Origin of the sequence: Roseovarius maritimus (assembly GCF_043355895.2) — a bacterium.
Classification (GTDB): Bacteria; Pseudomonadota; Alphaproteobacteria; order Rhodobacterales; family Rhodobacteraceae; genus Roseovarius; species Roseovarius maritimus.
The window spans coordinates 474,506-488,897 of the sequence record NZ_JBHFPF020000002.1; the positions used below are offsets into that span (position 1 = coordinate 474,506).

The 14,392-nt window shown below is 63.7% G+C and carries 13 protein-coding genes; 2 read left to right on the plus strand and 11 right to left on the minus strand.

Annotated features, from left to right (window positions below):
• Positions 1-130 precede the first annotated feature (130 nt).
• From ccoP to fnrL, 5 genes are all read right to left on the minus strand, one after another.
• The gene (gene ccoP, locus ACEWPM_RS07150; protein WP_393963323.1) at positions 131-1,156 is read right to left on the minus strand and encodes a cytochrome-c oxidase, cbb3-type subunit III; all 1,026 of its coding nucleotides are present in this window, start codon (positions 1,154-1,156) and stop codon (positions 131-133) included.
• A complete protein-coding gene (locus tag ACEWPM_RS07155) occupies positions 1,149-1,397 on the minus strand; it encodes a cbb3-type cytochrome c oxidase subunit 3 (RefSeq protein ID WP_393963322.1) in 249 nt (82 codons plus the stop codon). Before ACEWPM_RS07155 ends, ccoP begins: the two co-directional genes overlap by 8 nt.
• A 10-nt stretch (positions 1,398-1,407) precedes the next feature.
• Positions 1,408-2,238: a cytochrome-c oxidase, cbb3-type subunit II gene (gene ccoO / locus ACEWPM_RS07160; RefSeq protein WP_393963321.1), complete on the minus strand. Its 831-nt coding sequence runs from the start codon at positions 2,236-2,238 to the stop codon at positions 1,408-1,410.
• Between the two features lie 4 nt (positions 2,239-2,242).
• On the minus strand, positions 2,243-3,847 hold the full coding sequence (gene ccoN, locus ACEWPM_RS07165; RefSeq protein ID WP_393963320.1) for a cytochrome-c oxidase, cbb3-type subunit I: 1,605 nt from the start codon (positions 3,845-3,847) through the stop codon (positions 2,243-2,245).
• A 179-nt stretch (positions 3,848-4,026) separates the two neighbouring features.
• A complete protein-coding gene (gene fnrL, locus ACEWPM_RS07170; protein ID WP_393963319.1) occupies positions 4,027-4,758 on the minus strand; it encodes a transcriptional regulator FnrL in 732 nt (243 codons plus the stop codon).
• Positions 4,759-4,828: 70 nt separating this feature from the next.
• Here fnrL and hemN point away from each other — a divergent pair, with 70 nt between their 5' ends.
• Together hemN and ACEWPM_RS07180 are read left to right on the plus strand one after the other, a co-directional pair.
• On the plus strand, positions 4,829-6,172 hold the full coding sequence (hemN, locus tag ACEWPM_RS07175) for an oxygen-independent coproporphyrinogen III oxidase (protein WP_393963318.1): 1,344 nt from the start codon (positions 4,829-4,831) through the stop codon (positions 6,170-6,172).
• Positions 6,173-6,387: 215 nt separating this feature from the next.
• Positions 6,388-7,068 (plus strand): L,D-transpeptidase, encoded by a 681-nt coding sequence (locus tag ACEWPM_RS07180; protein ID WP_393963317.1) that lies wholly within the window; start codon positions 6,388-6,390, stop codon positions 7,066-7,068.
• Between the two features lie 4 nt (positions 7,069-7,072).
• On the opposite strand, the gene ACEWPM_RS07185 is transcribed toward ACEWPM_RS07180, so the two are convergent.
• The 6 genes from ACEWPM_RS07185 to ACEWPM_RS07210 form a co-directional block, all read right to left on the minus strand.
• Positions 7,073-7,360, minus strand: a complete 288-nt coding sequence (locus ACEWPM_RS07185; protein ID WP_393963316.1) for a hypothetical protein — start codon at positions 7,358-7,360, stop codon at positions 7,073-7,075.
• 264 nt (positions 7,361-7,624) lie between these two features.
• Positions 7,625-8,464, minus strand: a complete 840-nt coding sequence (locus ACEWPM_RS07190; protein ID WP_393963315.1) for an NAD-dependent epimerase/dehydratase family protein — start codon at positions 8,462-8,464, stop codon at positions 7,625-7,627.
• A 68-nt stretch (positions 8,465-8,532) separates the two neighbouring features.
• Entirely contained in the window at positions 8,533-9,306 is a 774-nt protein-coding gene (locus tag ACEWPM_RS07195) for an HpcH/HpaI aldolase family protein (protein ID WP_393963314.1), read from the minus strand.
• Positions 9,306-10,523, minus strand: a complete 1,218-nt coding sequence (locus ACEWPM_RS07200; RefSeq protein ID WP_393963313.1) for an NAD(P)/FAD-dependent oxidoreductase — start codon at positions 10,521-10,523, stop codon at positions 9,306-9,308. The genes ACEWPM_RS07195 and ACEWPM_RS07200 overlap by 1 nt, the downstream gene beginning before the upstream one ends.
• Positions 10,523-12,226: a hydantoinase B/oxoprolinase family protein gene (locus ACEWPM_RS07205; protein ID WP_393963382.1), complete on the minus strand. Its 1,704-nt coding sequence runs from the start codon at positions 12,224-12,226 to the stop codon at positions 10,523-10,525. Before ACEWPM_RS07205 ends, ACEWPM_RS07200 begins: the two co-directional genes overlap by 1 nt.
• A gap of 17 nt (positions 12,227-12,243) precedes the next feature.
• Positions 12,244-14,322 (minus strand): hydantoinase/oxoprolinase family protein, encoded by a 2,079-nt coding sequence (locus ACEWPM_RS07210; RefSeq protein ID WP_393963312.1) that lies wholly within the window; start codon positions 14,320-14,322, stop codon positions 12,244-12,246.
• Positions 14,323-14,392 lie beyond the last annotated feature (70 nt).

The following is a 14,392-nucleotide window of genomic DNA, read 5'->3' on the forward strand; positions in this document are numbered from 1 at the left end:
TTCATTCTGGCTGTGCGTTGCCGCCTTCTCCTCCAAGCGAGGCGGGCACGCTTTGAGATGGATCAACCGCCGCCTGCCTTTCCAAGGGGCATGCGGCGGTTTACCTGTTTTTACGGGCTGTTAGGCTGCGCTATTCAGTCGCAGACTGGCCTTCTTCGCCCGTATCGGCCTCGGGTGTGACCGCAGGCTCGCCGGCCTCGGTCGGAGTTTCCTCGGCATCCGCGGGATAGCTCGCGTCCGGCACGCTGGCCGCCTCTTCGGCCTCGGCTTCGGTGGCCGGATCGGCTACGCTGGCCTCGCCGCCGCCCAGGCCATGGACATAGGCCGCAACCGCGCGCACCTGCGCCTCGCCAAGACGTTCGTCCCAGGGGGGCATCACGCCGAACCGGGAGTTCGTGATGGTCTCGGTCACGGCTTCCTCGGTGCCACCGTAGAGCCAGATCGCGTCGGTCAGGTTGGGCGCGCCCTGCATGCGGTCGCCCATGCCCTCCGCTCCGTGGCAGGCGGCGCAGTTCATGTCGAAAAGCTCGGCCCCCACTTCGGTGCCCTCGGCAAGGCCCGACAGGCTGCGCACATAGGTCGTCAGCTCGGCGATCTCGTTTTTCTCCAGCAGGTCGCCAAAGGCGGGCATCTGCGACCAGCGCGCGTCGGGATCATCCTCGTTGCGGATGCCATGACGCACGGTCATTGCGATATCCTCGAGCGTGCCGCCCCAGAGCCAGTCATCGTCCAGCAGGTTGGGATAGCCCGCGGCCTGCACCCCTGCCGCACCCGCGCCATGGCACTGCGAGCAGTTGTTGGCAAAGACCGACGCGCCCGCCGAGACTGCGAAGCGGTGCAGATCCTCGTTCTTGGGCAGAACGGCAAGATCCACGTTCACGAGGCTTTCCGTGATCTCGGCGTTCGACAGGTTCACCGCCTCGATATCGGCGGCAACGAGGCCACGCGTCGACCAGTTGAGGATGCCCTGTGTGGTGCCCGAAACCAGCGGCCATGCCGGGAAGAGGATGGTATATATGACCCCCCAGACAATGGTCGCGTAAAAGGTCCAGAGCCACCAACGCGGGAGCGGCGTATTCAACTCTTCGATGCCGTCCCAGCTATGGCCGGTCGTCTCGGTGCCTGTCGCTTCGTCTATGCGCTTGTCATCAGACATCACCGCTTCCTTTCACATTATGCGCAGCGCCCGCCTGGCGCCCGGATGAGGGGGTCGCGCGGGCCTCCGTGCGCGGGGCCGGCCGCTCGTCGTCATTGCGAAACGGCACATCCGCCGCATCATCGTGGAGCGGGCGCGATCCGGGGCGGAAGGCCCAGAAAATAACGCCCAGAAAGATCACCGTCAGGGCCAGCAAGGCCCAGCTGTCGGCAAACTGCCTCAGGACAGAATAGGTTTCCATCGTGCCCTCCTCAGCGAACCGCGTCAGGCGTGAAGGTCGAGAAATCGACCAGCGTGCCCAGCATCTGCAGATAGGCGATCAGCGCATCCATTTCCGATGTGCCCGGCTGCCCGTCGAAATTGCGCACCTGCGCGCCGGGATAGCGCTCGACCATGGCGTCCCAATCTCCATCGGGATCGGTCTGCACCTGGAAGTCGGCAAAGGACGCTTCGACCATTTCATCGGTATAGGGAACGCCGACAAAGCGGTGCGTCGAAACCAGATCCTCGATGTGCTCTCCGTCGATCAGCGTATCGGCGAGGAAGGCATATTTCGGCATCACGCTTTCGGGGACAACGGATTGCGGGTCGGTCAGGTGATCGACATGCCATTCGTCGCTGTAGCGCCCGCCGATCCGCGCCAGGTCGGGCCCGGTCCGTTTGGAGCCCCACTGGAACGGGTGGTCATACATCGACTCGGCGGCCAGGCTGTAATGGCCGTAACGCTCCACCTCGTCCCGCATGGGGCGGATCATCTGGCTGTGGCAGACATAGCAGCCCTCGCGGACATATATTTCGCGCCCGGCCAGCTCCAGGGGGGAGTAAGGGCGCATGCCCTCGACTTCCTCGATGGTGTTCTCCAGCCAGAAGAGCGGCGCGATCTCGACGACACCGCCGACGGCCACCACGGCAAAACTGGCCACCAGCAGCAGGGTCGCGTTCCGCTCGAGCCGCTGGTGAAAGGTGATCGTCTGCGTCTCGGGCGGCAGCTCGTTCGGGATGTCGCCCGGCAGGTCGCCCGCGGTCGAGACCTTGGGATCGTCCTTGGGGTCGTAGTCGGGGCTTTTGGGGTCTTTTGTCATGCTCTTACTCCGCAGGCGTTGCGACAGCGGCGGTGCGCGGTTCGCGAATTGTCATCCACATGTTCCACACCATCAGCAAGGCGCCCGTCAGATAGAACACACCACCAAGGCCACGGACCACATACATCGGGAACTTGGCATCCACCGTGTCGGCAAAGGAGTTGACGAGGAACCCGTTGGCGTCGACTTCGCGCCACATCAGACCTTCCATGATGCCCGACACCCACATCGAGGACGCGTAGAGAACGATACCGATCGTGGCGAGCCAGAAATGCGCGTTGATGGCCGGGATCGAGTACATCTCTCTGCGGCCCCACAGCTTGGGCGTCAGGAAGTAGAGCGCGCCGAAAGTGATCAGGCCGTTCCAGCCAAGCGCGCCGGAGTGAACGTGACCGATGGTCCAGTCAGTGTAATGCGACAGCGAATTGACCGCGCGGATCGACATCATCGGGCCTTCGAAGGTCGACATGCCGTAGAAGGCGAGCGAGGCCACGAACATCCGGATGATGGGATCGGTGCGGATCTTGTCCCAGGCGCCTTGCAGCGTCATCAGGCCGTTGATCATGCCGCCCCAACTGGGCATCCACAGGATGATCGAGAACACCATGCCCAGCGTCGCGGCCCAGTCGGGAAGCGCCGTGTAGTGCAGGTGGTGCGGACCCGCCCAGATATAAAGGAAGATCAGCGCCCAGAAGTGGATGATGGACAGCTTGTAGGAATAGACCGGACGGCCGGCCTGCTTGGGCACGAAGTAGTACATCATGCCCAGGAAGCCCGCGGTCAAGAAGAAGCCGACGGCGTTATGGCCGTACCACCACTGCGTCATCGCATCCTGCACGCCCGAGAAGAGCGAGACGGACTTGGAGCCCCAGATCGACACCGGAATTGCCAGATTGTTGACGATATGCAGCATCGCGACGGTGACGATAAACGCCAGATAGAACCAGTTGGCGACGTAGATGTGCCGCTCGCGGCGCTTGATGATCGTGCCCATGAATACGGCCAGATAAGCCACCCAGACGATGGTCAGCCACAGGTCCGTGTACCATTCCGGCTCGGCATATTCGCGCGATTGCGTTGCGCCCAGCAGGTATCCGGTCGCCGCCAGCACGATGAAGAGGTTGTATCCCCAGAATACGAACCACGCCATGTTGCCGCCCCAGAGGCGGGCCGAGCAGGTGCGCTGCACCACGTAAAGGGACGTGGCGATCAGTGCGTTGCCGCCGAAGGCAAAGATGACGGCCGAGGTATGCAAGGGACGCAGGCGGCCAAAGTTGGCAAAGGGCTGAGCCCAATCGATATTGAGTGCCGGGAAGGCAAGCTGGAAGGCGATGTAGGTGCCCACCAAGAAGCCCGCGATGCCCCAGAAGGCCGTGGCGATCATACCGTAGCGGATCGGGCCGTCCATATAGGCCAGCTCGCGCTCGGCCAGAGCAGTTGCGCTCAGCGGCTCGTCGATGCGGCGCAGTTGCCACACGAACATTCCGCCCGCAACGAACATGATGATGAACGCGTGGACCAGATAGGCCAGATCCCGCGCGAAATTTGCGGCGATTGCAGCGAATAGCGCAATGAGGCCAAATGCAATCAGCTTGATGTAGTCAGACATCGCCCGTCCCTTTTCCGAACATTTCAGGGGTGAATGTCAGACCGGGGGGATCGGCACTTTGATTTAAGTCAAGAAACCGGCCGCGATCGGAGATTCACGTCTTCTGTTACGCAGCCGCAGGTTGTCTCGGCGGCAAAAGCCCGCGGCGCGCAACCTGCAGGCTATCCTTTGTGGATGGTTCACGCCAGCGGAATACCGTCCTCGTCGTCGCCCGCTGCGGTCAAAAGCGCGGGCAAATCAGCGCAGGAGATGCCCCGATGGCCCTGCATCTCGATCACGCCTTCCTTGCGCAGCGCCGTCATCTGGCGGCTCACCGTCTCGATGGTCAGACCCAAATACGAGGCCATCGCATCGCGCGTCAGCGGCAATTCGGCGCGCAGCGGATGCCCGGACGAAGCGGCGCGGCGCAGGATATTGGCCAGCAGAGTTGCCACCTTTTCGCGCGCCGTCTTGCGGCCGAGGAGGATCATCCAGTCGCGGGCGGCATCCAGCTCGTCCAGCGACATTTGCAGCATACGCTCCATCAGATGCGGCGTGTCGCGCACCAATTCCTTGAATTCGGCGCGGCGAAACAGGCAGAACGTCACATCGGTCGCGGCGACCACCTCGTAGGCAGCGGTCGCGCGGTCATGGCGGCCAACGAAATCGGATGGCAGCAACAGGCCGACCATCTGGACCCGCCCATCCTCCATCGAGCGCGTGAGCGTGGCGCACCCACTGACGACCGAGCCGACGAAGGGCAGCTCCGCGCCTTCCATCAGGATGGTCTCGCCCGCTTTCCAGGTGCGATAGGATTTGATGTCGGACAGCCGATCCAGCTCCTCCGTATCGCACGACGCACAGATGGCACGGTGACGAATCGGGCAGGCGGAGCAGGCCGAACAGGCAATCTGAAGGTCTATTCGTGTCATGCCCGGCTTTTGGCATTTTGTTTGACCTCGATCAAGGTTCAGAATGACGTTTAGGGGTTAGCTGGGCACCATGACACATCTCGATCCCAAACTCACAAACCGGGCACTGGCCTCTCGCGCACCGCGCTACACCAGCTACCCCCCCGCGACACAGTTCGGGCCCAGCATCGGGCCCGATACCATGCTGGACTGGCTGTCCCAGATCGAACCGGGCGCAAAAATATCGCTTTATGCGCATATTCCGTTCTGCCGGCGCCTTTGCTGGTTCTGCGCCTGCCGCACCCAGGGCACCAGCACCGAGGCCCCTCTTGCGCCCTATATAGACGCATTGGAGGCCGAGGCCGACATCATTGCGGCCGCCCTGCCCGCCGGCGTCATGACGTCGCACCTGCATCTTGGGGGCGGCACGCCCACGTTTTTGCCGCCCGATCTGCTGATGCGCCTCTTCGGCCTTCTGGAAGAGCGATTCCCCCGTGCGCCGGGCGCCGAGATCTCGATCGAGGTGGACCCCACCGAAATCGACGATGCGCGCCTCGATGCGCTGGCCGCCTCGGGCGTGACCCGTGCCAGCCTCGGGGTTCAGGATTTCGAACCTGCCGTTCAGGCCGCCATCGGCCGCCCGCAGAGCTTTGAGCAGACCAAGTTCGCCGTGGACGGGCTGCGCAAGCGCGGCATCAATGCGATCAACCTCGATCTGCTCTACGGCTTGCCGCATCAGACGCAGGCGACCCTGCAGCGCACCTTGGAGATGGCGCTGTCGCTGTCGCCGGACCGGATGGCGCTTTATGGCTACGCGCATGTGCCCTGGGCATCCAAGCGTCAGGTGATGATCCGCGAAGAGGATCTGCCCCGCGCGCAAGAGCGTCTGGCCCTCTCGCAGCGCGCCGCCGAGCGCATCGTCGAGGCAGGATATACTGCCATCGGGATCGATCATTTCGCCAAGCCGGGCGACACCATGTCCATCGCAGCCAATGCCGGCGCGCTGCATCGCAACTTTCAGGGCTATACGACCGACGGTGCCCAGACATTGATTGGCCTTGGCGCCTCGTCGATCTCGCGGTTGCCGCAGGGCTATGCCCAGAACGCACCCGCCACCGCCGCGTGGAAAGCGCGCATTGAAAAGGGCCGCCCCGCCACGATACGCGGCCACACGGATACCGAGGATGACCACCTGCGCGCCGCGGTGATCGAGCGGCTCCTGTGCGATTTCCAGGTCGATCCGGCAAATTTCACCGATCCGGACCTTGTCCGTGAATTGACCGCCAAAGCCGCCGCCGCATGGGACAGCGCCGTCTGGCTCAACGCCGAGGGCGTCCTGTCGATCAAACCCGAGGCACATCACCTGGCCCGCATGATCGCGATGGAGTTTGACGCCTACGCGATCTCGTCGGACCGCCACAGCGCGGCAATCTAGCGACGGCAAACCGGGGCGCGCTCGCTTCTTTCGTGCGTCATGCCCAGCCGAAAGGCACCAATGCGAAAACCGAAGGCAATTCAGCCTTCGGTTTTTCGTTTTTATGTTATATTGGGCCACTGAAGGAAAAAACGGTGGATCTGTTGGATCCTTAAGGGATGCTACACCGTTATGATGGTATCACCCGAGCCACCGCTTGAAAGGAACTTTGGACCATGCTGACCAGACGCCATTTCGTGATGACCGGCGCGGCCCTTTTTTCGGCGCCGCTCGTCTCGGCCTCCATGCCCGGCGCGGCTGTCGCGGCGCCGACCTCGAACCAGTCGAAATGGTCAGCGTGGGACGCGCGTGTGACACCCGCCAGCTATGATCCCGCCACGTCAAATCCCTGGGGGCTCGACCCTAGATTCCTGCCCCAGCGGGTAGAGGCTAATGATGGGCTGGTGCCGGGCGACATCCATGTCGATGCCGTCGCACGCTATCTTTATCACATCCGTCAGGATGGCACCGCCATGCGCTATGGCGTCGCCATTGCGCGCGGCAATCTTTACGAGCCGGGGACCTATACAATCCGTCGCAAGGCAAAATGGCCGACCTGGACCCCGACCAAGGCGATGATCAAGCGGGATCCGCAAATCTATGCCCAGCATGCCGACGGGATGGATGGTGGCCCGAACAATCCTCTGGGGTCGCGTGCCTTCTACCTGTTCGTCGGAAACCGCGACACGTATCTGCGCATCCACGGCTCACCGCAGCCGCGCTCGATCGGCGGGCGGGCCAGTTCGGGCTGCGTGCGCATGGTGATGGCTCATATCATCGGGCTTTATGACCATGTTCAGACCGGCTCGACCGCGCATCTCTACCCGGCCGAGGATCGCCTCGCGGCCCGCAGCTAAGGGATCAGCTGGCGGGCGTTTCTTCTGCGACAGTGCAGATCGGTCGCCCGTCCGGGGTGCGCAGCGGTAGCAGCGTCGTCTCGACCGGGCCGACATAGCGATAGACGAAGCAGCCGCTGGCCGGATCAAGTTTGGTCGCGTTCAGGTTCTGATACGGCGCGGCCAAGGCGACCACGTTCTCGGGCGCCTGGCTGAGGCCATTTGCAGGTCCATCGCCACCGGTGGTGCCAATGTCATCGCAAGCGGCCAAAAGCGCCAGCGCGGCAGCAGGCATCCAGACTGTTCTTTTCATGAATGATCTCTCCTTCTTTGGGCGAAGAATGGTCTATACCCGCCCTTGGAACCAGCGATTTCCGCACAAGATGTCGCAGTCCGGCGCACTTGGCGCAAGCGGGGCACAGTCATTGCAACGCCCCGCCCCGCATGTGGTCCTTCTCCAGCGCCTAAAGCGTTTCGCCTTTAACCCGAGACATCAGATAAAGGCGAAACGCGCGCAACATTGAAGCGTGGCACGCGCTTCGCGAAAATCAGTGATTCAGGTTTCTCGCCAACCGCTTTAGCCCTTGGAGGTATCGTCGCTCTTGAGGTTCAAATGCGCGACGCCGCTATGGCCCAGTTCGATCGAGGCGAACGGGCCGCCATGGCAGGCATTGCCGGGGTCCAGCGGATCCAGCGGCCCGGACTCGGCATAGATCTCCTTGGCGAACTGCTCGGCGTTGTCCCTGGGGCGGTATCCCAGATGGCTGGCGCCCGCGTTGTCGACCGGCGCGCGGTCATTGTTCGACACACCGTAAACCACCGAATAGCCGGTAATCGGCGTGTCGATGGCGCGCTCGACCAGCTGGATCAGGTCGTCATAGCTCAGCCACGAACCCACGGCGCGCGGGTTCGACACCTGCGCGCAGGACAGGATGCGCATGCAAACCGATTCCAGACCGCGCTTGTCCCAGTAGAGGCTTGCCAGATCCTCGGCAAAGCACTTGGCGAGGCCATAGAACGTATCGGGCCGGTGCGGTGCATCAACGCCGATGAATTCAGTCTTGGGGTGCATGCCCACCGCATGGATCGACGAGGCATAAACGACACGGCGCAGCCCGTTGCGATGCGCGGCCTCCCAGATGTTGTAGGCACCGACGATGTTCGAGCCGAGGATGTCGTCAAACGGTGCCTCATCGCCGATGGCGCCGAAATGCACCACCATGTCCGCGCCCTCCAGCAGCGAGACCATTGCATCCAGATCCTGCAGATCGGCCTTCACATAGCGCTCGCCCGGATAGGTCTGGCCGACATCCTCGGCCAGATCGGTCGAGACCAGCTCGTCGCAAAGCTTGCTCAGAGGCTCGCGCAGATAGGATCCAAGGCGGCCGGCGGCGCCGGTCAGAACGAGTTTTTTCATGTCAGGTCTCCTGGTATTTTTGGTGTTTCAAGTCTGCCCGATGCCGCGATGCCGTGCAAAGGGGCGGATCAGCCGGCCCCGCCCCTGACCTCGGCCAGCAGCGCATCCGCGCCCTTGGCCAGCAGTGACGAATCCGCGCCGCAGGCTACGAAGGTAAAGCCGTCATTCAGCAGCCCGGCTGCAAAGGCGGGGTCCATCACCAGCGTGCCGACAGGCATGCCCTTCTCGATCAGGCGCTGTGCGCAGGGCCTGATCCGCTCCCACACCTCGGGGGCCATCGGGTTGCCCAGCTGGCCGATGTCGGCGGCGATGTCGGCGGGGCCAAAGAAGATGCCATCCACGCCATCGACATCCGCGATCGCCTCGGCCCGCTCCATCGCGGCGCGCGTCTCTACCTGCAGCAGAACCGCCGTCTCGGCCTCCACACGCTGGGGATAATCGGTGATGCGGCCAAACTGGTTGGCGCGGGTCGAGCCGCTGAAGCCGCGCACGCCATGCGGCGGATACCGCGTTGCGGCGACGGCGCGCTCGGCCTCCTCCACCGACTGGATCATCGGAAAGAGCACGCCCGGCGCGCCCAGATCCAACACCCGCTTGACCGCCACCGCGTCATTCCATTCCACCCGCACGATCGGCACCGTGCTGTGCGCAGCAAAGGCCTGTAACTGCGCCAGCGTGCTGAAATAATCGTTGGGGCTGTGCTCCATATCGATCACCGCCCAGTCATACCCGGCAGAAGCGACCGCCTCGGCGGCAAAACTGCTGCCGAGCGTGATCCAGAGGCCGATCTGCCTCTCGCTGGCGGCGAGGGCGTGCTTGAAGGTGTTTGCGGGCAGTTTCATCAGATGATGGCCTTTTCAAAAATGGGCCGCCCCGCCGCGATTCGCTCGTAGCTGAACGGGCTGAGATCCAGCGCGCGATAGCTGCCATAGGTCAGCCATTCCGCCATGCCGCGTCCCATTGCGGGAGATTGTTGCAGGCCGTGGCCGGAGAACCCGTTGAGAAAGAGGAAATTGGTCAGTTCAGGATGCGGGCCGACGATGGCGTTCTGGTCGAACGTATTCATCGCGTAATGCCCCGTCCATTCCGATTGTACCTTGATCGCCTCGAATTGCGGGATGCGCGCGGCGATCGTGGGCCAGACATGCTCCTCCCACAGCGAGAAATCCATGACGAAGTCATCCGGATCGACAGCCGGGTCGATATCGGCATGTGCGCCTGCCTGGTAGGTGCCGCCGCCATTCTCGCGCACATGCACGCCCGACGGGTCGATGGTCAGGGGCAGGTCGCGGTCCAGCGGCTGGGCCGCGTCGAAGATCCAGGAATAGCGCTTGCGCGGCTCGACCGGCACCTCCAGCCCCGCCATCTGCGCGGTGCGCGCCGCGCGCGGGCCCGAGGCGTTGACCACTTGGCCGCAAGGCACCACCTCGCCCGATTTCAGCGTCACGCTTTCCACCTGCGTGCCCGCGGCGTTGCGGGTGATCGCGATCACCTCGTTCTCGATATACTCGACGCCCCGCTCGCGCGAGATGCGGCGCATCCAGTCGAAGACGGCGGTGGCATCCCACAGCCCTTCATCCACCACATTGATCGAGCCCAGCAGGATATCGTCCACATTGTAGAACGGATAGGCTTCCTTGATCTGCTCGGGCGTCATCAGCTGCGTGGCGGCCCCGGCGGCAATCTGCACCTCGCGGCTCTGGCGCAGCACCTCGGCGAAGTCGGGCGTGTCGGCCAGATACATATAGCCAAAGCTGCGAATGCCCAACTCGGGCACGCGATCATCGCCGCCCATGTAGCCGCGCAGGTTCTTGATGAAATCCGCCGCGAACTGGCTGATGCGCACATTCAACTCGGCCGAGAATTGCTGGCGGATGCACGAGGTCGTGTGCATGGTCGAGCTGTTCTCGTAGCTGGGATCGCGCTCGACCACCAGGACCGAGCCGTCGAAATCGGTGTTGTCGCTGAGATGCCACGCGGTCGAGGCGCCCATGATGGCGCCGCCGATGATCACGACGTCATATTTGCCCTTCGCGGGCGCCTGCACGATGTCTGCCATCAAAGCGCCTCCCCTCTTTTGACGGCCGCCGCGACGGCGTCGATGTCATCCTGCGACAAACCATAGTCGCGCAGCGCAGCTTCGGCCGAGATGTAGCCGCGCGCAAGGTCGCGTTTGACCAGCACCGGATCGCGGTCCTCCGGCGCGCCATAGCCCGCGCCCCCAGGAAACGCCATCAGCACCTTGCGACCATGGGGCACGAACTGCTTGCCCTTGACGCGCATCGGCGTGCCGTCATCCTGAGCGATGGTCGTGGGCCCGCCCGCCTTGCCGCCGCGCCGCCCGCGCGCGGGATACTCGCCCCGGTCGAACATCGCCTGCAGATCGAACTCGTGCCCCTCCATCGCGCCGACCTCCATATACTGGCCCAGCCCGCCACGCATGCGGCCCGCGCCGCCGCTATCGGGACGCAGCTCCTTGCGCCAGATGATGACGGGGCCGGCGTGCTCGGTCGCTTCAATAGGCATCGTCATCACCCCCGAGGGAAAGGCGGTGGCGTTCAGACCGTCATGCTCGGGCCGCGCGCCCGAGCCGCCCGAGTTGAACGTCAGCACTTCCGAGCGGCGCGCATCTGGCGGCGCGGGCGCATCGGTGCGCGGGCGCAGCGAGACCTGGAAATTGCACAGGCACCCCGCACCCTCGGCCGGCACGAGGCCCGGCACGATCTGATCGAACGCGGCAAAGACCGTATCGGGCACGAAATGCCCGACGATATGACGCAAGGCTACGGGCGCCGGGTGCAGAGCGTTGACGATGGTATTTTCCGGCGCGGAAATGCGGAACGGCGCCAGTGAGGCGGCGTTGTTCGGTATCTCGGGCGCAATCGCGACCTTGAGCGCATAGCACGCATAGGCCTTGGCATAGACCAACGGGCAGTTGATGCCCTTCTTGTCCACCCCGGAGGTGCCGGCGAAATCCGACAGGATGTGGTCCTCATGGACCGAAACCTTGACCTTCAGCGTTATCGGCGTGTCAAATCCGTCGATCGTCATCTCGCCCGTCGCCTCCTTGCGAGGCAGCGCAGCGATCCGCTCCAGCGTGGCGCGGCGCGAGTTTTCCAGGATGAACTGCGAGATGCCCTCCAGATCGTCCAGATCGAATTCCTGCATCATATCGATCAGGCGTCGATGGCCGATCTCGTTGCAGGTGGCCAGCGCATACATGTCCCCGATCAGCTGATCAGGCTCGCGCACATTGCCGCGCACGATGCGCACCAGCGTCTCATCCACCTCGCCGCGCTCGGCGAATTTCATGATGGGGATATAAAGCCCCTCCTCGTAAACGCTGGCCGCATCTGCGCCAAACCCGCGCCCGCCGATATCCACGATATGCGCCGTGCAGGCGAAAAAGCCGACCAGCGCGCCCTTGTGGAAAGAGGGCGTGACCATGGTGATGTCGTGCAGATGGCCCGTCCCCTCCCACGGATCGTTGGTGACGTAAACGTCGCCTTCCAGAATATTCTGCCGCCCGATCCGGCGGATGAAATGCGCCACCGCGTCGGCCATGGCGTTGACATGGCCCGGCGTGCCCGTGACCGCCTGCGCCAGCATCTGGCCCTGCAGGTCATAGACCCCCGCCGAGAGGTCCCCCGCCTCGCGCACCGAGGTGGAGAAGGCGGTGCGCACCAGCGCCTGCGCCTGTTCCTCGACGACGGAAATCAGGCGGTTCCACATGACCTGATAGGACACTTTGGACTGTTTCATGCTCATTTCTGCTCCCCTTACCCTTTGATCACGACGTCGATGCAGCCATCGGGCTGGCGGATCGCATCGCGGCTGGCGGGCACGATGATGGTCGTCTCGGCTTCGGTCACGGCAGCCGGGCCGCTGGCCCGCTGGCCGGTCTGCATCGCGCTGCGCTGGACCAGGCCCGCGTCGACGAAAGCGCCCGTCGCGGCATCGAACAGCGCGCGGGTGCCGCCGGACTGCGCCGCGCCCTCGCCGGTGACGGTCTCGACCTCCGCCACCTCTTCGGGCGGGGTGGTGGCGTTCACCGACCAGACGGTGATTTCAACATCCATGCCCGCAACGGGGCGGCCGAAGAGGCGAGTGTAATCCTCTTCAAAGCGCGCCAGAAACGTTTCGGCGTCCGGCGCCATCGCCTGCGCCTCGGTCAATTCTATCGGGATTTCCCAGCCTTGGCCGGTGTAGCGCATGTAAACCTTGAACTCGGACAGAATCTCGGCGTCGGCGTCGCAGCCCCGGACGAAACTGGTCGCCTCGCTTTGCAGATCGCTCAGCAGGGTCTTGATGCGCGCGGGGTCGAAATCGCTCAGCTTCATGTAGACCGAGCGGTTGGCCTCGAAGCTGAAGGGCGCGCGCAGGAAGCCGATGGCCGAGCCGACGCCCGCGCCGGGCGGCACGATCAGGCGGTCGATGCCCAGCTTTTCACACAGGCGGCCCGCGTGTAGCGGCGCGGCGCCGCCAAAAGCGATCATGGTGTATTCGCTCAGATCCTCGCCATTTTCTACCGCATGCACGCGGGCCGCGTTGGCCATGTTCTCGTCCACCACCTCGGCCACGCCGAAAGCCGCCTCGGTCGCATCCATATCCAGCTTTTCGCCGATATGGGTGCTCAGCGCCGCCTCGGACTGATCCGGGTAAAGCCGGATCGAGCCGCCGGCGAAATTGTCGGCGTCGAGCTTGCCCAGCACCAGATCGGCATCCGTCACCGCAGGCCGCGCGCCGCCGCGGCCATAGCAGGCGGGCCCCGGCTCGGATCCGGCGCTTTCGGGGCCGACGCGGATCTGGCTCAGCGCATCGATATGCGCCAGTGACCCGCCCCCTGCCCCGATCTCGACCATGTCGATCACCGGGATCGAGATCGGCATGCCCGAGCCTTTCTTGAACCGGTAGGTGCGCGCCACCTCGAACACCCGCGCCGTTTTGGGGGTCTGGTTCTTGATCAGGCAGATCTTGGCCGTCGTGCCGCCCATGTCAAAGCTGAGCACCTTGTCCAGACCGTAGCGCGCGGCGATATGCGCGGCGAAGACCGCCCCGCCCGCCGGGCCGGATTCGACCAGCCGCACTGGAAAATCCGCCGCATTCTCGATCGAGATGATGCCACCGCCCGAATGCATGAGGAAAATGTTGCACTCCGCCCCCTCGCCGCGCAACCGCTCTTCTAGACGGCCCAGATAGGATTTCATCAGAGGCTTGATAAAGGCATTGGCAACCACGGTGTTGAAGCGTTCGTATTCGCGCATCTGCGGGCTGACCTCGGACGAGATCGAGATCATCACATCCGGCAGCCTCTCGACCAGAACGTCGCGGATCAGCCGTTCATGCGCGTCGTTGAGGTAGCTGTGGATGAGGCCGACGGCGACGCTCTCGATGCCCGCCTCGGCGATCTGGTCGGCGACGGCCTCGATCTCGGCGCGGTCCAGCTGGATCATCACCTCGCCCTTGGCATTGACGCGCTCGGGTACGGTAAAGCGCAGCTGGCGCGGCAAAAGCGGTTCGGGCAGGTTCAGGTTCAGATCGTATTGCTCGAACCGGCTCTCGGTGCGCATCTCGATGACATCGCGAAAGCCCTGAGTGGTGATCAGCGCCGTTTTCGCCCCGCGCCGTTCGATCAGCGCGTTGGTCGCAAGGGTCGTGCCGTGGATGATCTGCTGGATGTCGGATGGCGCGGCCCCGGCCTTGGCGCAGACCTGATGCATGCCGTCGATGATCGCATCCTCGGGCGCGCTATAGGTAGTCAGCACCTTGGTCGAGAATTGCGCCCCGTCCTTTTCCAGGACAACATCGGTGAATGTGCCACCGATATCGACGCCCATACGGATGGAGGATGATGTCATGCAGAGATCCTTTTCGGCAAACGGCTGAGATGGGGCGGAAGCGCGCAGGCGGTATCGCCGCAGCGCGCAC